The sequence below is a fragment of the Achromobacter sp. RW408 genome, assembly GCF_003184165.1.
Taxonomy (GTDB): Bacteria; Pseudomonadota; Gammaproteobacteria; order Burkholderiales; family Burkholderiaceae_B; genus Achromobacter; species Achromobacter xylosoxidans.
This window is the reverse complement of sequence record NZ_QHHO01000046.1, coordinates 671849-690864: the sequence shown is the minus strand read 5'-3', so window position 1 is coordinate 690864 and position 19016 is coordinate 671849. Positions and strand designations below refer to the sequence as shown.

Below are 19016 nucleotides of genomic sequence, written 5' to 3'. Positions count from 1 at the left end.
CAAGGTCCGTTCCCCATGTCCGCTTTGCTTACCATCGAAGGCGTGTCGATGCACTTCGGCGCCTACCAGGCGCTGGACCGAATCGACCTGGCGATCCAGCAGGGAGAGTTCGTGGCGCTGCTCGGCCCCAGCGGCTGCGGCAAGACCACGCTGCTCAAGTCGATCGCCGGTTTCCTGCAGCCGGAATCGGGCCGGATCCTGATCGACGGCCAGGACGTCAGCCGGCTGCCGGCGCACAAGCGCCCGCTCAATACCGTGTTCCAGAACTACGCGCTGTTTCCGCACATGACGGTGCTGGAGAACGTCGCCTACGGTCCGCGGCGCCAGGGCGCGTCGAAATCGGAAGCGGCCGAGCGCGCCCGGGGTGCGCTGGACATGGTCGGCCTGGCCGACTTCGGCCCGCGCTATCCGCGCGAGATGTCCGGGGGCCAGCAGCAGCGCGTGGCGCTGGCGCGCGCCATCGTCAACCAGCCCAAGCTGCTGTTGCTGGACGAGCCGCTGTCGGCGCTGGACCTGAAGCTGCGCAAGCGCATGCAGCTCGAACTCAAGCATCTGCAGGCCCGCCTCGGCATCGCCTTCATCTTCGTCACCCACGACCAGGAAGAAGCGATGACCATGGCGGACCGCGTCGTGGTCATGCACGCCGGCCGCATCGAGCAGGTCGGCGCCGGCGCCGACATCTACCGCCAGCCGGCCACGCGTTTCGTCGCCGAGTTCATCGGCGACGCCAATTTCATCGCCTATACCGTGGCCGATGACGGCGCCCTGATGCTGGATGCCCAGGGCCTGCGCGTGCCGCTCGCCCAACGCCCGGCGGCGGGTCGCGGCCTGGCCGTGCTGCGGCCCGAAGACCTGAAGCTGTGCCAACGCGCCGACGCCATGCTGACCGGCACCGTGAGCGACGTGATCAACGTGGGCAGCCACAGCATGATCCACGTCGACATCGGCGGCCAGACGCTGGTGGCACGGCACGGCGGCCTCGCGCCCGGCGGCCTGCATGCCGGCGGCGAGGTGGCGCTGGCGTTCGCGCCCGAGCACCTGCACCTGATCGGCGGCCAGCCATGACGCGGCGCGCCTGGCTCTCTCCCGGCCTGCTGCTGGCGGCCCCGGTGCTGTTCTTCGCGGCCTTCTTCCTGGCGCCGCTGGCGGTGGTGGCGCTGGCCAGCGCCACCGGCGGACCCGACGGACTGACGCCGACCGCCGCGCAATACATGAAGGTGCTGGCCGACCAATACCACTGGGACGTGATCCTGGTGACGTTCCGGCTGGCCCTGTTCACCACCGTCGCCTGCCTGCTGCTGGGCTATCCGCTGGCCTGGTACCTGGTGCGCGTGGTGCGCTGGCAGGCCTGGCGCCGCGCCTGCGTGATCCTGCTGGTGGTGCCGCTGTTCACCAGCAACATCGTGCGCGCCTTCGGCTGGATGGTGCTGCTGGGCCGCAACGGCCTGGTCAACCAGGGCTTGATGGCCACCGGCGCGGTGGACCGGCCGATGCGCTTCATCGGCACCGAGCTGGGCATCCTGATCGGCATGGTCTACGTGCTGCTGCCGTTCGTGGTGCTGGCGGTGGGCAATGCGCTGGCGCGGGTCGATCCGGCCTGCGAGCAGGCTTCGGCCGACCTGGGCGCGAGCCCGGTCGCGACCTTCCTTCACGTGACCTGGCCGCTGACGCTGCCCGGCGTGGTGTCGGGCGCCATCATCGTCTTCACGCTGGCGGTCAGCGCCTACGTGACGCCGGCGCTGCTGTCGGGCGGCCGCGTCACGGTGCTGTCGATGCTGATCTTCCAGCAGTACAGCACTGTGTTCGATTTCCACTACGGCGGCGCGCTGAGCATGGTGCTGCTGGTCTTCACCCTGATCCTGGTGGCGCTGGCCAACCGCGCCGCCGCCTTGCCGGGAGCCGCGCGATGATCGCCCGCCACCTGATCCGCCTGACCGCGCTGGCCGTGCTGGCCTACCTGGCGCTGCCGCTCGTGGTGATCCTGGGCGCGTCGTTCACCGCCACGCCGTACCTGGCGTTTCCGCCGCAGGGCTGGACGCTGGAGTGGTACCGCACCTTGCTGGTCGAGGCCGGCTACATGGCCGCGTTCACCACCAGCACGGTGCTGGCGCTGGCCGCCACGGTGGCGGCGGTGCTGCTGACGGTGCCGGCGGCGCTGGCGCTGGCGCGCTACGAGTTCCCGGGCAAGGCCGCGTTGACCTCGGTGCTGATGTCGCCGCTGGTGCTGCCGCACATCGTGCTGGGCGCGGCATTGCTGCAATTCGGCGCGTACTTCGGCCTGACCCGCAGCTTCCTGTCGCTGCTGATCGGCCACGTCGTGATCATCGCGCCGTTCGTGCTGCGCTCCACCCTGACGCTGCTGACGCCGGAACAGCGCGCGCTGGAGGAGGCGTCGGCCGACCTGGGCGCCAACCCCTGGACCACGTTCTTCCTGGTGGTGCTGCCGCAGATCCGCCCGGGCATCGTGACCGGTTCGATCTTCGCCTTCATCTCGTCGTGGATCAATGTGGAACTGTCGATTTTCAACACCACGGCGGACCTGAACACCATCCCCGTGAAGCTTTTCAACTACGTGCAATACACGATTGATCCGACCATCGCAGCCGTATCGGACGCCACGATCGTGGCTGCGGTCGTCGCCATCGTGATCCTGGATTTGACCGTCGGGCTGGACATGCTGTCCGAACGCGGCAAATAACTTTCCTCTTCCCCCTATCTACCGCCTGGAGTCACTGTCATGCGCAAGCAAGACGCGTTCGATGTCATCTATACCCATACGGAAGGCGAGCCCCTGTGCATCGTGCACAGCGGCATTCCGTACCCCGCCGGCTCCACCATCCTGGAGAAGCGCGCGTTCCTGGAGCAGCACTACGACTGGCTGCGCAAGGCGCTGATGCGCGAGCCACGCGGCCACAAGGACATGTTCGGCGTGTTCCTGACGCCGCCGTCCAGCCCCGAGTACGACGCCGGCCTGATCTACATCGACGGCACCGAGTATTCGCACATGTGCGGCCACGGCACCATCGCGGTCAGCATGGCCATGGTGGCCAACGGCCTGGTGCCACGCGGCCAGGACGGCATCACCCGCATCCGCTTCGAGACCACCGCCGGCCTGGTGGTGTCGGAAGTGGCCTCGGAAGGCGACAACGTGCTGTGGACGCGCTTCGAGAACGTGCCGGCCTATGTCGCGGCGCAGGACATCCCGGTGGAATTGCCGGGCTACGGCAAGCTGTCGGCCGACATCGTCTGGGGCGGCAACTACTTCGGCATCGTCGACCTGTCGAACTGCGACCTGCGCATCTCGCCCGACAACGGCACCGAACTGTCGCGCATGGGCCTGATCGTGCGCGACCAGCTCAATGCCCGCCAGCGCATCCAGCATCCGACCGAAGCGCACATCAACAACCTGAACTTCATCACGTTCTGGCACCAGCCGACGATCGAGGGCGCGTTCTACAAGAACGTGCACGTGTTCAGCGCCGGCCAGCTCGACCGCTCGCCCGGCGGCACCGGCACCAGCGCGATGATGGCCATGTTCGAGGCGCGCGGCAAGATGGGGCTGAACCAGCCGATCAGGTCCGAAGGCCTGCTGGGCAGCGGCACCTTCGAAGGCTGCCTGCTGGGCGAGGTCGACCTGAACGGCACCCGGGCGGTGCGGCCGACGGTGAAGGGCACGGCCAGCATCCTGGGCACGGCGCGCTGGGTCATCGACAAGAACGATCCGGTGGGCGCGGGATTCCTGATCCGCTGAGGACGCGCGGCGGCCGGCGATGGCGCGGCGTCAGACCTTCAGCGCCGCGCCCGCCGGCACCACGGATAGCCGCATGCCGACGGCATGCAGCACGGCCAGCAGCGTCTTGAGCGTCGGATTTCCCTGGGGCGAGAGCGCGCGGTACAGGGCCTCGCGCGAGATGCCCGCGGCCGCCGCGACGGCGGCGATGCCGCCATAGGCTTCCGCCACGTCGCGCAGCGCCAGCAGTCCGGCGGCGCGATGATCCGGATGGTCCAGCTCTTCCAGCGCCGCCTTCAGGTATTCGACCGCGAAGTCGTGATCCTCGCGCAATTCGGCGATGGTCTCCGCAGTATGGGAAATCGACGTGATGTCATGTTGGCGATTGTTCATGCCTGCCTCTGCTTCCAGTCCGCCCAATAACGCCTGGCCAGTTCGATGTCATGCCGCTGCGTGCCTTTCGCGCCCCCGGCCAGCAGCACGATCAAGCGGGTGCCATGCCTGCCGGCATAGACGCGATAACCCGGACCGATATCCAGACGAAATTCGATGACACCTTGCCCAACGGCCCGCCAATCGCCCAGGAGACCGGCGCCGATGCGCTTCAGGCGCACTTCGATCCATGCGCGCAGCTTGGCGTCGCCGAGTTCGCGCAACCACACGCCGAATGGCGATATGCCCTGCGCGGTCACGTAGCGCCGCAACTCAATCGTCGCGACGGCCATGGTGTAGCTTATAAGTTACAGAGAAATTATCAAGCGGGCAACCGGCTTTGATCATGAACGGATATATCGGAATCAAATGACATTCCGCGATGATCCCGTCCGCGCCGCTGTCCACGCTATTGTGGCCGACCGCAACGCTATGGCCGGCAAACTTGCGGCAATCCCGTCGCCGGGCTTAGGATGGAGCCACGGCCAGACCGTGCGCCGGCTGAAGGCGCCCGGCACGGACTCGGGCCGGCGCGTGAACCTTGCCAGCGATTCGGGAGCACATCGTGAAGAAAGTTGCTGAGATTCTCAGGGAAAAGGCCAACCCCGCCGTCGTGACCGTCTCACCGGACTCGTCCGTGTACGACGCCATCAAAACCATGGCCGAGCGCAGTATCGGCGCCGTGGTGGTGGCGCAGGGCGACGAGGTGCTGGGCATGCTGACCGAGCGCGACTACGCCCGCAAGATCGTGCTGCAGGACCGCTCGTCGCGTACCACCAAGGTACGCGAAATCATGACCGATTCCGTCTTCTACGTGCGTCCGGAAGACACCCGAGAACACTGCATGGCGCTGATGACCGAACGTCACTTCCGCCATCTGCCGGTCATCCAGGACCAGAAGCTGGTCGGCCTGGTTTCCATCGGCGACCTGGTCAAGGACGTCATGAGCGAACAGAAGTTCATCATCACCGAACTCGAACGCTACATCACCGGCGAGCGCGGCTGAACGCCATCTCCGGCATCACCGGGGGCCTCGCGGCTAGCCCGCCGCGAGGAGCCGCGACGCCGGCACCACCAGGCCCAGGCCGGCCGCCAGCAGCAGCACGAACACCATCCGCTTGACGGTCTTCATCGACCCGGCGGTGGCATAGCGGCGCGCCACCCACGTCACGCCGATCACCACCGGCAGGGCCTGCAGGCTCAGCCAGAACGAGGTCGCCATGAAGGCGCCCTGTCCCGCCACCAGCGTCAGGCGCACGACGGCATTCAGCGAAAACAGCACCAGCAGGCTGTTGCGGATCGACGCCAGAGGCAGCGGCTGGCGGTACAGGTGATAGACCATGGGCGGCCCGGCGCTGGAGAACAGGCCGCCCAGCACGCCCGAAACGCCGCCGAAGAACAGAAACGACGCGCGCGACGAGAGGCGCGCCAGGGGCTGGGCGCGCGCCACCAGCAATACGGCGCAGGCCATGATGGTGAGGCCCAGCAGCAATTGCAGCAGCACCGCCATGGCGCCACTGATCCAGGCGAGCGCGGCCACGCCCACCGCCACGCCCGCCAGGCTGCTGAGCAGCGCCGGCGCCATCAACGGCCAGTTGATCTGGGGCTTGGCGCGCGCCAGCGTAACCACGGCGTTCACCAGCGAGAGGACGCTGACCACATTGGCCACCTCGGACACGGACGCCAGCTGGAACACCCCGGACAGGCCCAGCAGCACCAGGCCAAAGGCGAAACCGGTCATGGTCTGGGCGTACGTCGCCAGCGCCACGCAGGCGAGGAACAACACGTGTTGGAGGATGCTCATGCTGGGGCGGAGCCTGACCTGCCTCGGCTCGGCCCCGCCGCGAAATATCGCGATCCGGAGCGGAACGACTTGGGAGAAACGGCGTATCTAGAGGGGTGTTCGACGCCGGCGATGATAGCACCGGGTCCAGGGCTTGCCGGGCGGTTTTCCTACATTTTGTAATAATCGGATGCGCTCATGCACCCCGTCCACCGCGCCCGGCCGCTATCCTTGCCGCCCAGTAAGCCCGCCGCGCCCGGGCGGGCCGCGCCATCCCGGCGCCACCCCGGACGCGGCCCGCCCGTCCCCACGCATGACACCCAAACAGACCACGATCAATACGGTGACGCTGACCTGCTCGACCTGCGGCAGCGCCCAGTTCACCAAGCTGGACACCAACGAGTACCAGTGCAGCCATTGCCACGCCGTCACCCTGGTCGAGGACAACGTCGCCCAGCGCCTGGAGAAGATTCTGCGCGGCATGCAGCAGCCGGCGCCAGCAGCCAGGCTGCAGCCCGGCGCGGTCATCGCGATCGGGCTGGTGGTGCTTGCCGCCATCCTGGTGCCGGTCACCGCCTCGTTGTTCACCAGTGGTTCGTCGACCCGCCCGCCTTCGCGCGCGGCGCCTCCGCCGATCGATGCGGCGCTGGTCAAGCTGACGGACGTGCAGGAGGTGCGTTCGCGCGGCCGTAGCCAACTGGTGATGCTGATGCGCAACGAGACCGGCAAGAAGATCGATGCGCCGCGCGTCACCGCCACGTTCTACCAGGGCGAGCTGACCCTGTCGTCCTCCTCGGGTTCGCCGATGGCGCGCACCCTGCTGCCGGGCGAATACACCCCGGTGACGATCTCCCTGCCGGACACCGCCTATAGCCGCTACGTCCTGAAGCCGGCCACGCCGTCGCTGGCGCACAGCAACGCCCGCGAGGTCGCCGCCGACAAAGTGCAGTTGGTGCGCAACGATGGCGCCTATCGGCTGGTGGGCCTGCTGCGCAACAAGGGCACGGCCGCGGCCAGCAGCACCCAGGTGACGGTGATGCTGTACGGCGAGGACGGCAAGCTGATCGGCACCGGCAATGGCTACGGGTCGGCCAGTCCGCTCGCCCCCGGCGCGCTGACCTCGTTCGACGTGCGCTGCGACATGCTGGCCGAAGGCAAGGTCGGATCCTACGATTACATGGTGCAAAGTGAAGGCTGACCGTTCCCCCGCACGGCCCCTGTCGCGGCCCGCCCGGGCCGGGCTGGTGCTGATCATCCTGGCCGCCGGCGGCTATGCCCTGGCCAAGTACAACGGCCTGCTGCCCTGGGACGCGCCCAAGGCAGCCCAGGCCGCGCCGGCGCCCGCCGCCACGGCGCCGGTTCCCGAAGGCCCCGCCAGCCGCATCGTGCGTGTCAGCCCCGCCAACCCACGCATCATCGACGATGTGCGATTGACCACGGCCGAACTGCTGGATCCGGACTTCGCCCTTTTCGATCCGGCGGCGCTGGCCTTGTCGCCGCCGCGCCGCCTGCTCGACGAGATCGAACGTCCGCTGCTGCTGGCCGAGGTGGTCAACCGCAGCGACAAGTACGTGGCGTTGTCGCCGGGTATGGAGATCTCGGTGTTCGACGGCTCGCGCCCCCTGCGTCTGCGCCAGGAATGGTCGCTGCCGGCCATGCTCTATCCCGGCGAGCGCATTCCGGTGCTGTTGAACGGCGAGAATTTCGAGCGCTATTCCGAGGTCAAGACCCACTGGAAGCCGGCCAAGCGCGCGGCCCTGCCCGGCTCGCGCCCGGCGCTGGACATCAGCGTCGAGAACACCGAGGCCGGCATCGGCACCGGCACCCTGAATTTCACCTACCGCTATCGCTACAAGTACGTCACCGTGCATGGCCGGGTGCGCAACAACGACAACGCCGAGATCGACAACGTCAAGGTCTGGGTCAGCCTCTACGACGCCCAGGACAAGCTGACCGGCGCGCGCTATTCGGAGCTGCGCCTGCCCAAGCTCAAGCCGGGCGAGAGCGCGCCGTTCCAGCTGGACGTCAAGCAGTATGGCGCCAACTTCGCCCGCGTGGGCGTGGTATACGACGCCAAGGCCAACTGAGCCACGGGCGGCGCGGCCCGCCCGCAATTGATCGAGGCAGCGCAAAGGCACCGTTACTCCACCGCGGCTATGGTGCCTGACGCAGCGCGCCCGCGACGTCCCGCCCGGGACGCCCCCCGGCGCGGAAGGCCGAATCGACCCCATTTTCAGGCTCGCCGGACCGCCACCGCCATGCCGGGCGACGCCCCGGCGTGGCCCGCAGGCAACGTCTATCGACCCAAGTCTTATATAAGATATAAGACATTTGCTAGCGGCCCCCTCTTCCCTCTACAATTCCGGCGACAACCCTTCTTCCAACCCGACTTTGAGCAGGCCTCACATGCTGGATACTTACCGCCAACACGTTGCCGAACGCGCGGCCCTGGGGATTCCCCCGCTGCCCCTGACGGCAAAACAAACCGCTGAACTGATCGAACTGCTGAAGAACCCGCCCGCGGGCGAAGAGCAGAACCTGGTCGATCTGCTGACCCACCGTGTTCCGGCCGGCGTGGACGATGCCGCCAAGGTCAAGGCCTCGTATCTGGCCGCCGTGGCCCTGGGCACCGAAGCTTGTGCCCTGATCAGCCGCGCCAAGGCGACCGAACTGCTCGGCACCATGCTGGGCGGCTACAACATTGGCCCGCTGGTCCAACTGCTCGACGACAAGGAAATCGGCACGATCGCCGCCGACGCCCTGAAAAAGACCCTGCTGATGTTCGACGCCTTCCACGACGTCAAGGAAAAGGCCGACAAGGGCAACGCCAACGCCAAGTCCGTGATGCAGAGCTGGGCCGACGCCGAGTGGTTCACCAGCCGCCCCGAACTGCCCGAAAGCCTGACCATCACGGTCTTCAAGGTGCCCGGCGAAACCAACACCGACGACCTGTCGCCGGCCCCGGACGCCACCACCCGCCCCGACATCCCGATGCACGCCCTGGCGATGCTCAAGAACAAGCGCGACGGCGCCGCCTTCCAACCGGAAGAAGACGGCAAGCGCGGTCCCGTGAAGTTCATCGAATCGCTGAAGGAAAAGGGCCACCTGGTCGCCTACGTCGGCGACGTGGTCGGCACCGGCTCCTCGCGCAAGTCGGCCACCAACTCGGTGCTGTGGTTCACCGGCGAAGACATCCCCTTCGTGCCGAACAAGCGTTTCGGCGGCGTGTGCCTGGGCAACAAGATCGCCCCGATCTTCTACAACACCATGGAAGACGCCGGCGCCCTGCCGATCGAACTCGACGTTTCCAAGATGGAAATGGGCGACGTGGTCGAGCTGCGCCCCTATGAAGGCAAGGCCATCAAGAACGGCGAAGTCATCGCCGAATTCGAAGTGAAGTCCGACGTGCTGTTCGACGAAGTGCGCGCCGGCGGCCGCATTCCGCTGATCATCGGCCGCGGCCTGACCGCCAAGGCGCGCGAAGCGCTGGGCCTGGCCCCGTCGACGCTGTTCCGCCTGCCCAAGGACCCGGCCGACACCGGCAAGGGCTTCTCGCTGGCCCAGAAGATGGTCGGCCGCGCCTGCGGCCTGCCGGAAGGCCGCGGCATCCGTCCGGGCACCTACTGCGAACCGAAGATGACCTCGGTCGGCAGCCAGGACACCACCGGTCCCATGACCCGCGACGAACTCAAGGACCTGGCCTGCCTGGGCTTCTCGGCCGACCTGGTGATGCAGTCGTTCTGCCACACCGCCGCCTACCCGAAGCCCGTGGACGTCAAGACGCACCACACGCTGCCCGAGTTCATCAGCACCCGCGGCGGCGTCTCGCTGCGTCCGGGCGACGGCGTGATCCACTCGTGGCTCAACCGCATGCTGCTGCCCGACACCGTCGGCACCGGCGGCGACTCGCACACCCGCTTCCCCATCGGCATCTCGTTCCCGGCCGGTTCGGGCCTGGTCGCCTTCGCCGCCGCCACCGGCGTGATGCCGCTGGACATGCCGGAATCGGTGCTGGTGCGCTTCAAGGGCAAGCTGCAACCCGGCGTCACCCTGCGTGACCTGGTCAACGCGATCCCGCTGTACGCCATCAAGCAGGGCCTGCTGACGGTCGCCAAGCAAGGCAAGAAGAACATCTTCTCCGGCCGCATCCTGGAAATCGAAGGCCTGCCCGACCTGAAGGTCGAACAAGCCTTCGAACTGTCGGACGCCTCGGCCGAGCGTTCGGCCGCCGGCTGCTCGGTGCGCCTGAACAAGGAACCGATCATCGAGTACATCAACAGCAACATCGTGATGCTCAAGTGGATGATCGCCAACGGCTACGAAGACGAGCGCACGCTGGGCCGCCGCATCAAGGCGATGGAAGCCTGGCTGGCCAATCCCCAGCTGCTGGAACCGGACGCCGACGCCGAATACGCCGCTGTCATCGAGATCGACCTGGCCGACGTGCACGAGCCCATCGTGGCCTGCCCGAACGACCCGGACGACGTCAAGACGCTGTCGGAAGTCGCCGGCGCCAAGATCGACGAAGTGTTCATCGGCAGCTGCATGACCAACATCGGCCACTTCCGCGCGGCGTCCAAGCTGCTCGAAGGCAAGCGCGACATCCCGGTCAAGCTGTGGGTGGCCCCGCCCACCAAGATGGATGCCACCCAGCTGACCGAGGAAGGCCACTACGGCGTGTTCGGCACCGCCGGCGCCCGCACCGAAATGCCGGGCTGCTCGCTGTGCATGGGCAACCAGGCGCAGGTCCGCGAAGGCGCGACGGTGATGTCCACCAGCACCCGCAACTTCCCGAACCGCCTGGGCAAGAACACCAACGTGTACCTGGGTTCGGCCGAACTGGCCGCGATCTGCTCGAAGCTGGGCCGCATCCCGACCAAGGACGAGTACATGGCCGACATGGGCGTCATCAACAAGAGCGGCGACCAGATCTACCAGTACCTGAACTTCGACAAGATCGCCGACTACAAGGACGTGGCGGACGTGATCGAGGTGTAAACCTCGCCACGTAGGCTCGCCTGCGACACGGCCCCGGAGTGATCCGGGGCCGTTTTCATTGGCGCGGCCCACGGGTTTGGCGAAGCCGCAGATCGGACTGACACACCCTGCCATGCGTCCGAAAGTAGGGGACGGAACTTTCACGGCGATACGTTTTCATACAATCACCGCAAATCGTGACAAGCAAGACGTAACCGCCGCCCGCCGGCACCGGGAGAAAACCGCCAATGACACGGCTCTTGATGCCGCTGCCGCTGCTGACCGCGCTGGCCGGCTGCGCCACCGCCCCGCCCTCGAATCCCGAGAACATCTGCGCCATCTTCCGCGAAAAGCCGGATTGGCACGACGCCGCGCTGAAGGTGCAGAAGAAATGGGGCGCGCCGGTGCCGGTGCCAATGGCGATGATGTATCAGGAATCCAGCTTCAAGCAGGACGCGGTGCCGCCGCGCTATTACTTCCTGGGCATCATTCCGTGGGGCCGGGTCAGTTCCGCCTACGGCTACGCCCAGGCCAAGGACGAAACCTGGGCCGATTACAAGAAAGATGCCGGCGGCTGGGGCGCCAGCCGCGACAATTTCGCCGATGCGCTCGATTTCATGGGCTGGTACATGAACAAGACCCAGCGCCTGAATGGCATCTCCAAATGGGACGCCTATGGCCAGTACCTGAACTACCACGAGGGCTGGACCGGCTATCGCAACCGCAGCTACGACCGCAAGGCGTGGTTGAAGACCGTATCAAAGAAAGTGCAGGCGCGCGCCGACAAGTTCGCCAGCCAGTACAAGAGCTGCGAGAAGGACCTGACCCGCGGCGGCTGGTTCTTCTGAGCCGGCGAGCGGGACACGGCGCCAGGCGGCAGGCCGGGCACGCCCCGAGCGCCCGACGGGCGGCGTCGACGCGCCGCCCGGCAAGCTCTCAGGCCTGGACCCCCAGCCGGTAGACGACGGTGTCCAGCCGGCTGACGCCGCGTTCGGCGAACTTGGGTTCCTTGGCCAGGATGTCGCGGCGGTCGATGATGACCGCTGGCGACACGCCGGTGAACAGATTGCGCATCTCGGCGTCGACCACCGCGAATGGCGGCCCGTCCATTTCTTCCTGCGGATAGTCCAGGGTGATCAACAGCCCACGGTAGCCGGGCGCCAGCTGGCCATAGACGTGGCGCACATAGTCGCCGCGCATGTCGGCGGGCAGCGCCACCAGCGCGGCACGATCATACGCGCCCACGCAGTGCGACAGCAGCGGCGCGTCCAGCTTGAAGATGTCGCCGCAGATGATCTCGATATTGCCCGCCACGTAGTGCCTGCCATAGGCGCTCTCGTGGATCACCGGCTTGAGCTCATTCTCGGTGAAGAACTGCTCGACGGCCAATTGCGACAGTTCCACGCCCAGGACCTGGTAGCCCTGCGCCGCCAGCCAGACCATGTCCAGCGACTTGCCGCACAGCGGCACCAGCACCTTGCCGCCCGCGGGCACCGAGAGTGCCGGCCAGTATTTCTGCAACAGCGGCGTCACTCGTGTCTGATGAAAATGCGTGCGCCCGTCACGCCAGCGCTCCAACCAGAATTCCGCGTCCATGTTTGTTCTTGTCCTCCGGAAAAATAGCGAATCGCGCGATTCGCGGACAATGCCGCGCGCCGGTGCGCGGCATGGCAATGCTCCCTGGATACTAACCGGCCGAAAGCCGATCGAGGTTTTGAACAGACGCCCGAAAGGCGCGCTTACCGGCATCCCGTGCCGGCCATGACCCGGGCAGCGTGCCGGACCGGCCGTCAAACCCGCTATTGTAGTGGTCGCGCCAGGGTGACGCGCGGGCGCCGCGCCGGTATGCTTTAGCCGGCCTGCCCCCACCGACGCGATCGACGTTTTCCAGGATCCGATGCCCGACGCCCAGCGCCTCCAGGACCTGCTCGCCCAATGTGCGCAACAGCGCGAATCCGCGCTGTCCGAACTGTACAGGCTTGCGTCCCCGCATCTGTTTGCGCTCGCCAGGCGTATGTTGAGAGACCAGGCAGCCGCCGAGGACGTGCTGCAGGAATGTTTCGTTTCGATCTGGCGCCAGGCCGGCCAATACCGCGCCGAGCAGAGCCAGGCGATGACCTGGATGACCCGCATCGTCCGCAACCGTTGCATCGACCGGTTGCGGCGTCCAGGCATCGAACTGCCAGACCCCGACGATAGCTTGACGCTGGCCATGGCGGACGACGCGCCCGGCCCGCTGGCCCGCCTGTCCGCCAGCCGCGACGGCGAGCGACTGGCCGACTGCATGGGGCAGCTGGAAGGCCCGCAGCGGGTAGCGATCGCCATGGCGTTCTTCGACGACATGGCGCATCCGGACATCGCCGCCCGCCTGGATGCGCCGCTGGGAACCATAAAAAGCTGGATACGCCGCGGCCTGCTGCGGCTCAAGAGGTGCCTGGAATGAACTATCGCGATCCCGACCTGCAGGACCGCCTGGCCGCTGAATACGTGCTCGGCGGCCTGCGCGCGGGCGCGCGGCGGCGCTTCATGCAGTTGATGCGGGAAGACGCCGCGCTGCGCCGGGCGGTGGCCGAATGGGAGGACCGGCTGTTGCCACTGGCGCTGGCCCTGCCGCCCGAAGCGCCGCCGCCGCGCGTCTGGCAGGCGGTACGGGCTCGCATCGCGGCGCCGCGCGACGCCGCACGCTCGTCCTGGCGCGGACTGACATGGTGGCGCACCCTGTCGGCCGGATTGGCCGCGGCCGTCGTGGTGCTGGCCTTCCTGACGCTGACGCCCACCCCGTCACCGCGCGAGCCGCAGACCATCGCCGTCCTCGCCGGAGACAAGACGCCTGCCCTGCTGGTGCTCAATCGCGTGTCGGATCAGCGCCTGGCTGTCCAGCCCATGCAGGACCTGACGGCGCTGGCCGACGGTCGCGCGCTGGAGCTGTGGGCCATTTCGCCGGGCCAGGCGCCGCGCTCGCTCGGGCTGCTGGCGCCCGGCGCCATCACCTTCATCACCCCCCGCCAACCGCCACGCCAGGGCGATACGGTGGCGGTCTCGCTCGAACCACCGGGCGGCGCGCCGCAGGGCGTTCCGACCGGTCCGATCGTGCTGAGTGGCAAGGTGATCTGAGCCCGCGCCACGGGCCGGCGCCAAATGGCTCCACCTAGGGTTTGTACTGATCAAGCGACTGCATCCAACGGCCCAGGCGCCGCGTATCTCCTGGTGACGGCCAACCAAAAAGGAGATCGTCATGAAACTGCTAGCCTCGCTTGCCATCGCCTGCTCTGCCCTGACCCTGTCGCCCGCCCATGCGGCCGACGTCATGGTGGGCGGACAACCGATGATGCCCGCCAGGAACATCGTCGCCAACGCGGTCAACTCCGCCGACCACACCACCCTGGTGGCGGCGGTCAAGGCCGCCGGCCTGGTCGATACCCTGCAGGGCAAGGGCCCCTTCACCGTGTTCGCGCCCACCAACGCCGCCTTCGCCAAGTTGCCGGCAGGGACCGTCGACAACCTGGTCAAGCCGGAGAACAAGGCGACTCTCGCCAAGATCCTCACCTACCACGTCGTTCCGGGAAAGCTGGACTTCGACGCGCTGGCCGCCCGGGCCAGGAAGGGCGGCGTCACGGAACTGGCCACCGCCAGCGGCGGCAAGCTCTGGGTCATGATGAACGGCAAGCACAACCTGGTCGTCAAGGACGAAAAGGGCGGCGTGGCCAATATCAGCACCTATGACGTCTACCAGTCCAACGGCGTGATCCATGTGATCGACACCGTGCTCATGCCCAAGTGATCGCGGCGAGCCTCGGAGAGCGGCCATGGGCCCGGCGGCAATGCCGGGCCCATGGCCGCGCGGCGTGCATGCCGGGATTTCGCGATATCGTAGGGGCTCCATCCTGAGCCTGGGGCCTGCATGCCGCCGATCGTGCCTTCATCTTCCCGCCGCCGCTTCACCCTGGCCCTGGCCGCGTTGGCCTGCGCGCCGTTGCGCGCCCGGGCGAGCCCGGGGCGCGACACCATTGTCAGGCAGGTGTTCCAGGCCGCCCCCGGGCAGATCCGCTATGGCGCGCAACACGCCGCGTTGATGCGGCGCCTGGGCGTGATCTGGATTCCGGTGGAATCGGGCGCGCCCGGCATCGAATTCGAGCATCCCCTGGGCGGCAGGGATACCTTGGCCGCGGCCATGGCGGCACTGGACACGCGCGACCCCGCGCTGGCGGCGCAACGGCTGGCGGAAGTCTGCCGGCTGGTGCCGACCTATGTTCGCCAGCTGGGACGGCTGGCGCCCGGCCGCTACGCCGTGCCGCCGGAGCGCCGGGAGATGTTCGACTTTCCCGACAGCGGCGTCGACGCGCAGGGCCGCTTCGAACTGCGGCGCGAGCACCTGACGCTGCTGCGCGCGGCCAGCTGGCGCGAAGCCGGCAAGGACGAACTGGAAGCGGTGCTGCGTGAAGGCGACGCCTTTTGGCCCATGCCGTTCATCGATGGCAAGCGCCCCTATGGCGACAGCAGCCACTACCAGATCGACATGGCGCGGCTGCTGGGAGAGCCTTACCCCATCGACGCCAAGGGCCGCGCCATCACCGACCCGGCCAGGGACGCCCGCCTCGAAAGCCTGCATTGGCAGACGGCCGCCGCGCTGCAGGTCTTTCTGGCACACGCCAAGGCCTGAGCCGCGCCCGGACCAGGCGCCAGGGTCATGCAAAGCTAGGGGCGCGCAAAGAAATGGCGGATGTCGTCGGCCACCGGCACCGCCGCCAGAACCAGCAGGAACAACGCCAGCGGCAGGGTCGAGCCGAAACCGTAGTGGAAGAAGGAATAGGCGCCCACCACCCCGCCGCAGAAGAACAGCGTGACCAGCGTGCTGAGCACGATCAGCTTGCCACGGTCGGCCCGCACTCGCGGGCCGCCAGCCTTGTCGTCGTGAGCCAGATTCCAGTAGAACAGCTTGCCCAGCTCGATGCCGATGTCGGTGACCATTCCGGTCACGTGGGTCGTGCGGATCTCGGACTTGGACACCTTGGTGATCATCGCGTTCTGCAGGCCCATGATGTAGCACAGCAGCATCACCGTGCCCGGCACGTAGAACCAGCGCAGGTCCCCCAGGTTCGCGCCCAGCAGGCCGAAGGCCAGCAGCAGCAAGGCCTCGAGCACCAGGGGCAGCGCGAATTCGCTGGCCAGGTGCGAACGCCGCCCAAAGTTGATCAACGAGGCCGACGTCGCCGCGCCCGCCAGGAACGACAGCAACGCGGCCAATCCCTGCAAGACCACTGCCACGCTGCCGAGCACCATGTGATCGGCCATCATCGAAACAATGCCGGACATGTGCGAGGTGTATTGCTGCACCGCCAGGAACCCGCCCGCGTTGACCGCCCCGGCGACGAAGGTGAGGAAGTAGGCCAGCCGCCGGTTGGCCTGCGGCGTGCGGCTGACCGCGGTGAGCTGGCGCAGGAAAGGAATGGCCATGGCGACGCGATACGCTAGCGCGTCGGGCGGTCCCACGGACCCACGTAGCCGGTGCGCGGCATGAGTTCGAGCGCGGCCAGCGATTTGTCACGCTGCGCCAGGGTGGCAACGCGCGCGGTGCGCGGCATACGGAGGCTCCCGGAAATAGGCGGCGCGGCCGGCTGGCCGGCCGCGCCTGGTTCCAGGATTCTACCCGCCCGGCCGCCCCTTCGGCAGGCGGCAGCCGCCGCCATCGACGCTTTACCAGCCCAAATCCGTTCACACGGCGTCGGACTCGCTCAGCTGCTTGCGCCGGAACTCGCCCTGGCGCGTGAACATCCAGCCCGGATATTCCGGCGGCAGGGCGCTGACCTTGTCCAGGGCCGCCAGTTCGTCGCCGGTCAAGCGGATGGCGGTGGCCGCGAGGTTGTCGTCCAGCTGGTCGACGCGCTTGGCGCCGATGATGACGCTGGTGACCGCTCGCTGATGGAGCAGCCAGGCCAGCGCAACCTGCGCCACCGACACGCCGCGCGCCTCGGCCACCTGGCGCAAGACGTCGATGCTGTCGAAGGCACGCTCGCGGTCGACCGGCGGGAAGTCAAACTGGGCGCGGCGGTCGCCGGCCGCGGCCTGGCCATCGCGGCCGTACTTGCCGGTGAGCAGGCCGCCCGCCAGCGGGCTCCACACCATCAGGCCGAGCCCCTCGCTTTGCAGCATGGGCACGATCTCGCGCTCCAGGTCGCGGCCGGCGATGGTGTAGTAGGCCTGCAGCGATTCGAAACGGGCCAGGCCCAGGCGCTCGGCGATGCCCAGCGCCTTCACGATCTGCCAGGCCGCCCAGTTGGATACCCCGACGTAGCGCACGTGCCCGTGCTGCACCAGATTGTCGAGCGCCCGCACCGTTTCCTCGATGGGCGTGGCCGGGTCAAAGCCATGAATCTGGTACAGGTCGATATGGTCCAGCTGCAGGCGCGCCAGGCTCTTCTTGACGCTGTCCATGATGTGAAAACGCGAATTGCCACGGGCATTGGCCCCTGGCCCGGTCTGGCCGAACACCTTGGTGGCGACGACCACATCGTCACGCGCCACCTTCAGGTCGCGCAGCGCCTGCCCGGTGATGATCTCGGAACGGCCTTCCGAATACACGTCGGCCGTGTCGATGAAGTTGACGCCCGCCTCCAGGGCACGGCCCACCAGCCGGTTGGCGTCCTCCTGCTGCAAGGCGCCGATCTTGCTCCACAACTCGCCTTCGCCGCCGAAGGTCATCGTGCCCAGGCACAATTCCGAAACGAACAGGCCGGTATTGCCGAATTTCTTGTACCGCATGAGTGCACTCCTTCGCAGGCACGGCGCGGTACCGGCCCGGGATGGGACGGCGGCGGCGCACGGCCGGGGTGGAAACAGTATGCGGCGCCGCAGGGGCCGCCGGCGATGCTCGATCCTGCCCTTTTTTTGCCCGATCCTCCGGCCCGGCCGCCCCCCTCCCTGGCATGCGCCCGATCCTCCATGTTTTTTGCCTATTCCTCCGCACCCACTTGCCGGATGGCACGCAGGCTCGCTGGTTGGATCTACACTCGACGACGCCTGATCCTCCGGCGCCCCGCCCGCCACGCGCGCGCAAGGGCGCCTTGCCCGGAGCCCCTCCATGCCTCCCGTCCCCACCGACACGATCACCCCGCCGAATGCCGTTTTCGAACCCGCCCGGCACGAACTGCTGTGCCTGCTCGAGCGCATGACCGGCACGCTCGAAGGCTCGCTCGATACACCCATCGAAGGCCTGTTCCTGCACCGCATCTCGCAGCCGACCGGCCCCAAGCCCGCCTTGCAAAAGGCGGCGCTGGCCGTCATCGCGCAAGGATCCAAGCGGGTGCTGATCGGTGACGAAGCCTACGAGTACGATCCGTTCCACTACCTGATCTCCTCAGTCGACCTGCCGGTGGTAGCCAAGGTCTCGGTGGCCAGCCCGACCCTGCCCTACCTGGGCTTGCGGCTGGACCTGAACCCAGAGGAAATCACCGCCCTGATCAGCGACGAGAACCTGCCGCCGCTGGTGCCGGCCGAAGCCTCGCGCGCCATGTGCGTCAATCCGCTTGGCGGCACCCTGCTGGACGTGATGCTGCGCCTGCTCCGCCTGCTCGATACGCCACGCGACATTCCCATCCTGGCGCCCATGGTCAAGCGCGAACTGCTGTACCGCCTGCTGATGAACGGCCAGGGCGTGGTGCTGCGCCAGACCGTGCTGCAGGACAGCCAGCTCAATCGGGTGGCCAAGGCGATCCGCATCCTGCGCGACAACTACGCGCTGCCATTGCGGGTCGAGGAAATCGCCCGCGACGTGCATATGAGCGTGTCATCACTGCATCATCATTTCAAGCAGGCCACCGCCATGAGCCCGCTGCAGTACCAGAAGCACCTGCGGCTGCAGGAGGCGCGCCGGCTGATGCTGACCGATGATGCCGGCGTGGCCCTGGCGGCCCATGCGGTCGGCTACGAGAGTTCGTCGCAGTTCAGCCGTGAATACAGCCGCCTGTTCGGCACGCCGCCCTTGCGCGACAAACAGCGCTGGAAGGACGAAGCGCTGGCGGCTGCCTGATCCTGCGACGCACGGCCGCAGCCGCACAGCCACCCGGCTCGGGCCTCCAGGCGACGCGACGCGGAGCG

At 67.3% G+C, this 19016-nt stretch carries 19 protein-coding genes and 1 pseudogene; 14 read left to right on the top strand and 6 right to left on the bottom strand.

Translation table 11 applies throughout. The annotated features are described in order from the left end of the window. Positions 1 to 15 precede the first annotated feature (15 nt). Genes DK459_RS13320 through DK459_RS13305 form a run of 4 tightly spaced genes read left to right on the top strand, consistent with a single transcriptional unit; the run spans position 16 to position 3751 of the window. Positions 16 to 1065, top strand: a complete 1050-nt coding sequence (locus DK459_RS13320; RefSeq protein WP_054438662.1) for an ABC transporter ATP-binding protein — start codon at positions 16 to 18, stop codon at positions 1063 to 1065. Further along, a complete protein-coding gene (locus tag DK459_RS13315; protein WP_054438659.1) occupies positions 1062 to 1910 on the top strand; it encodes an ABC transporter permease in 849 nt (282 codons plus the stop codon). The genes DK459_RS13320 and DK459_RS13315 overlap by 4 nt, the downstream gene beginning before the upstream one ends. Beyond that, positions 1907 to 2698: an ABC transporter permease gene (locus tag DK459_RS13310; protein ID WP_110134806.1), complete on the top strand. Its 792-nt coding sequence runs from the start codon at positions 1907 to 1909 to the stop codon at positions 2696 to 2698. Before DK459_RS13315 ends, DK459_RS13310 begins: the two co-directional genes overlap by 4 nt. 39 nt (positions 2699 to 2737) lie before the next feature. Then, on the top strand, positions 2738 to 3751 hold the full coding sequence (locus DK459_RS13305; protein ID WP_006383928.1) for a proline racemase family protein: 1014 nt from the start codon (positions 2738 to 2740) through the stop codon (positions 3749 to 3751). Positions 3752 to 3781: 30 nt separating this feature from the next. Here DK459_RS13305 and DK459_RS13300 read toward each other — a convergent pair whose 3' ends face one another. After that, on the bottom strand, positions 3782 to 4123 hold the full coding sequence (locus tag DK459_RS13300) for an addiction module antidote protein (RefSeq protein WP_006383927.1): 342 nt from the start codon (positions 4121 to 4123) through the stop codon (positions 3782 to 3784). After that, positions 4120 to 4455 (bottom strand): type II toxin-antitoxin system RelE/ParE family toxin, encoded by a 336-nt coding sequence (locus tag DK459_RS13295; RefSeq protein ID WP_006383926.1) that lies wholly within the window; start codon positions 4453 to 4455, stop codon positions 4120 to 4122. The genes DK459_RS13300 and DK459_RS13295 overlap by 4 nt, the downstream gene beginning before the upstream one ends. Before the next feature lie 272 nt (positions 4456 to 4727). On the opposite strand from DK459_RS13295, the gene DK459_RS13290 reads away from it, so the two are divergent. Beyond that, entirely contained in the window at positions 4728 to 5168 is a 441-nt protein-coding gene (locus tag DK459_RS13290; protein WP_006383925.1) for a CBS domain-containing protein, read from the top strand. 33 nt (positions 5169 to 5201) lie between these two features. Here DK459_RS13290 and DK459_RS13285 read toward each other — a convergent pair whose 3' ends face one another. Continuing rightward, complete coding sequence (locus DK459_RS13285; protein ID WP_110134805.1) at positions 5202 to 5966, bottom strand: TSUP family transporter; 765 nt, start codon at positions 5964 to 5966, stop codon at positions 5202 to 5204. A gap of 292 nt (positions 5967 to 6258) precedes the next feature. Between DK459_RS13285 and DK459_RS13280 the strand changes: the two genes are divergently transcribed. The 4 genes from DK459_RS13280 to DK459_RS13265 all read left to right on the top strand — a co-directional run bounded on the left by DK459_RS13280 (position 6259) and on the right by DK459_RS13265 (position 11770). Then, positions 6259 to 7143: an FxLYD domain-containing protein gene (locus tag DK459_RS13280; protein WP_006383923.1), complete on the top strand. Its 885-nt coding sequence runs from the start codon at positions 6259 to 6261 to the stop codon at positions 7141 to 7143. Then, positions 7133 to 8032 carry an FxLYD domain-containing protein gene (locus tag DK459_RS13275; RefSeq protein WP_006383922.1) on the top strand — a complete coding sequence of 300 codons (900 nt, stop codon included), beginning with the start codon at positions 7133 to 7135 and terminating at the stop codon, positions 8030 to 8032. Before DK459_RS13280 ends, DK459_RS13275 begins: the two co-directional genes overlap by 11 nt. 319 nt (positions 8033 to 8351) lie before the next feature. Continuing rightward, on the top strand, positions 8352 to 10943 hold the full coding sequence (gene acnB, locus DK459_RS13270; RefSeq protein ID WP_006383921.1) for a bifunctional aconitate hydratase 2/2-methylisocitrate dehydratase: 2592 nt from the start codon (positions 8352 to 8354) through the stop codon (positions 10941 to 10943). Positions 10944 to 11170: 227 nt separating this feature from the next. Then, a complete protein-coding gene (locus tag DK459_RS13265; protein WP_006383920.1) occupies positions 11171 to 11770 on the top strand; it encodes a hypothetical protein in 600 nt (199 codons plus the stop codon). A gap of 88 nt (positions 11771 to 11858) precedes the next feature. Here DK459_RS13265 and DK459_RS13260 read toward each other — a convergent pair whose 3' ends face one another. Then, positions 11859 to 12518, bottom strand: coding sequence for a thiopurine S-methyltransferase (locus DK459_RS13260; RefSeq protein WP_054498059.1), 660 nt, complete (start codon positions 12516 to 12518; stop codon positions 11859 to 11861). Between the two features lie 301 nt (positions 12519 to 12819). On the opposite strand from DK459_RS13260, the gene DK459_RS13255 reads away from it, so the two are divergent. The 4 genes from DK459_RS13255 (at position 12820) to DK459_RS13240 (ending at position 15582) form a co-directional block, all read left to right on the top strand. Further along, the gene (locus DK459_RS13255) at positions 12820 to 13365 is read left to right on the top strand and encodes a sigma-70 family RNA polymerase sigma factor (protein ID WP_006383918.1); all 546 of its coding nucleotides are present in this window, start codon (positions 12820 to 12822) and stop codon (positions 13363 to 13365) included. Next, positions 13362 to 14036 (top strand): anti-sigma factor domain-containing protein, encoded by a 675-nt coding sequence (locus tag DK459_RS13250; protein ID WP_110134804.1) that lies wholly within the window; start codon positions 13362 to 13364, stop codon positions 14034 to 14036. Before DK459_RS13255 ends, DK459_RS13250 begins: the two co-directional genes overlap by 4 nt. Positions 14037 to 14157: 121 nt before the next feature. Beyond that, positions 14158 to 14703, top strand: a complete 546-nt coding sequence (locus DK459_RS13245; RefSeq protein WP_006383916.1) for a fasciclin domain-containing protein — start codon at positions 14158 to 14160, stop codon at positions 14701 to 14703. Positions 14704 to 14823: 120 nt separating this feature from the next. Further along, positions 14824 to 15582, top strand: a complete 759-nt coding sequence (locus tag DK459_RS13240; protein WP_006383915.1) for a hypothetical protein — start codon at positions 14824 to 14826, stop codon at positions 15580 to 15582. A gap of 56 nt (positions 15583 to 15638) precedes the next feature. On the opposite strand, the pseudogene DK459_RS13235 reads toward DK459_RS13240, so the two are convergent. Further along, a pseudogene (locus tag DK459_RS13235) lies at positions 15639 to 16376 on the bottom strand (YoaK family protein); the annotation flags it as partial. A gap of 258 nt (positions 16377 to 16634) precedes the next feature. Next, the gene (locus tag DK459_RS13230) at positions 16635 to 17681 is read right to left on the bottom strand and encodes an aldo/keto reductase (RefSeq protein ID WP_006383913.1); all 1047 of its coding nucleotides are present in this window, start codon (positions 17679 to 17681) and stop codon (positions 16635 to 16637) included. 319 nt (positions 17682 to 18000) lie between these two features. On the opposite strand from DK459_RS13230, the gene DK459_RS13225 reads away from it, so the two are divergent. Then, the gene (locus DK459_RS13225; protein ID WP_006383912.1) at positions 18001 to 18948 is read left to right on the top strand and encodes an AraC family transcriptional regulator; all 948 of its coding nucleotides are present in this window, start codon (positions 18001 to 18003) and stop codon (positions 18946 to 18948) included. Positions 18949 to 19016 lie beyond the last annotated feature (68 nt).

What these genes read in the sequence shown, in the direction of transcription:
- DK459_RS13265 (WP_006383920.1), top strand. Translation starts at nt 11,171, where the DNA reads ATGACACGGCTCTTGATGCCGCTGCCGCTGCTGACCGCGCTGGCCGGC.
- DK459_RS13310 (WP_110134806.1), top strand. Translation starts at nt 1,907, where the DNA reads ATGATCGCCCGCCACCTGATCCGCCTGACCGCGCTGGCCGTGCTGGCC.
- DK459_RS13240 (WP_006383915.1), top strand. Translation starts at nt 14,824, where the DNA reads ATGCCGCCGATCGTGCCTTCATCTTCCCGCCGCCGCTTCACCCTGGCC.
- DK459_RS13285 (WP_110134805.1), bottom strand. Translation starts at nt 5,966, where the DNA reads ATGAGCATCCTCCAACACGTGTTGTTCCTCGCCTGCGTGGCGCTGGCG.
- DK459_RS13225 (WP_006383912.1), top strand. Translation starts at nt 18,001, where the DNA reads ATGCCTCCCGTCCCCACCGACACGATCACCCCGCCGAATGCCGTTTTC.
- acnB (WP_006383921.1), top strand. Translation starts at nt 8,352, where the DNA reads ATGCTGGATACTTACCGCCAACACGTTGCCGAACGCGCGGCCCTGGGG.
- DK459_RS13295 (WP_006383926.1), bottom strand. Translation starts at nt 4,455, where the DNA reads ATGGCCGTCGCGACGATTGAGTTGCGGCGCTACGTGACCGCGCAGGGC.
- DK459_RS13320 (WP_054438662.1), top strand. Translation starts at nt 16, where the DNA reads ATGTCCGCTTTGCTTACCATCGAAGGCGTGTCGATGCACTTCGGCGCC.
- DK459_RS13280 (WP_006383923.1), top strand. Translation starts at nt 6,259, where the DNA reads ATGACACCCAAACAGACCACGATCAATACGGTGACGCTGACCTGCTCG.
- DK459_RS13230 (WP_006383913.1), bottom strand. Translation starts at nt 17,681, where the DNA reads ATGCGGTACAAGAAATTCGGCAATACCGGCCTGTTCGTTTCGGAATTG.
- DK459_RS13245 (WP_006383916.1), top strand. Translation starts at nt 14,158, where the DNA reads ATGAAACTGCTAGCCTCGCTTGCCATCGCCTGCTCTGCCCTGACCCTG.
- DK459_RS13305 (WP_006383928.1), top strand. Translation starts at nt 2,738, where the DNA reads ATGCGCAAGCAAGACGCGTTCGATGTCATCTATACCCATACGGAAGGC.
- DK459_RS13300 (WP_006383927.1), bottom strand. Translation starts at nt 4,123, where the DNA reads ATGAACAATCGCCAACATGACATCACGTCGATTTCCCATACTGCGGAG.
- DK459_RS13260 (WP_054498059.1), bottom strand. Translation starts at nt 12,518, where the DNA reads ATGGACGCGGAATTCTGGTTGGAGCGCTGGCGTGACGGGCGCACGCAT.
- DK459_RS13250 (WP_110134804.1), top strand. Translation starts at nt 13,362, where the DNA reads ATGAACTATCGCGATCCCGACCTGCAGGACCGCCTGGCCGCTGAATAC.
- DK459_RS13255 (WP_006383918.1), top strand. Translation starts at nt 12,820, where the DNA reads ATGCCCGACGCCCAGCGCCTCCAGGACCTGCTCGCCCAATGTGCGCAA.
- DK459_RS13315 (WP_054438659.1), top strand. Translation starts at nt 1,062, where the DNA reads ATGACGCGGCGCGCCTGGCTCTCTCCCGGCCTGCTGCTGGCGGCCCCG.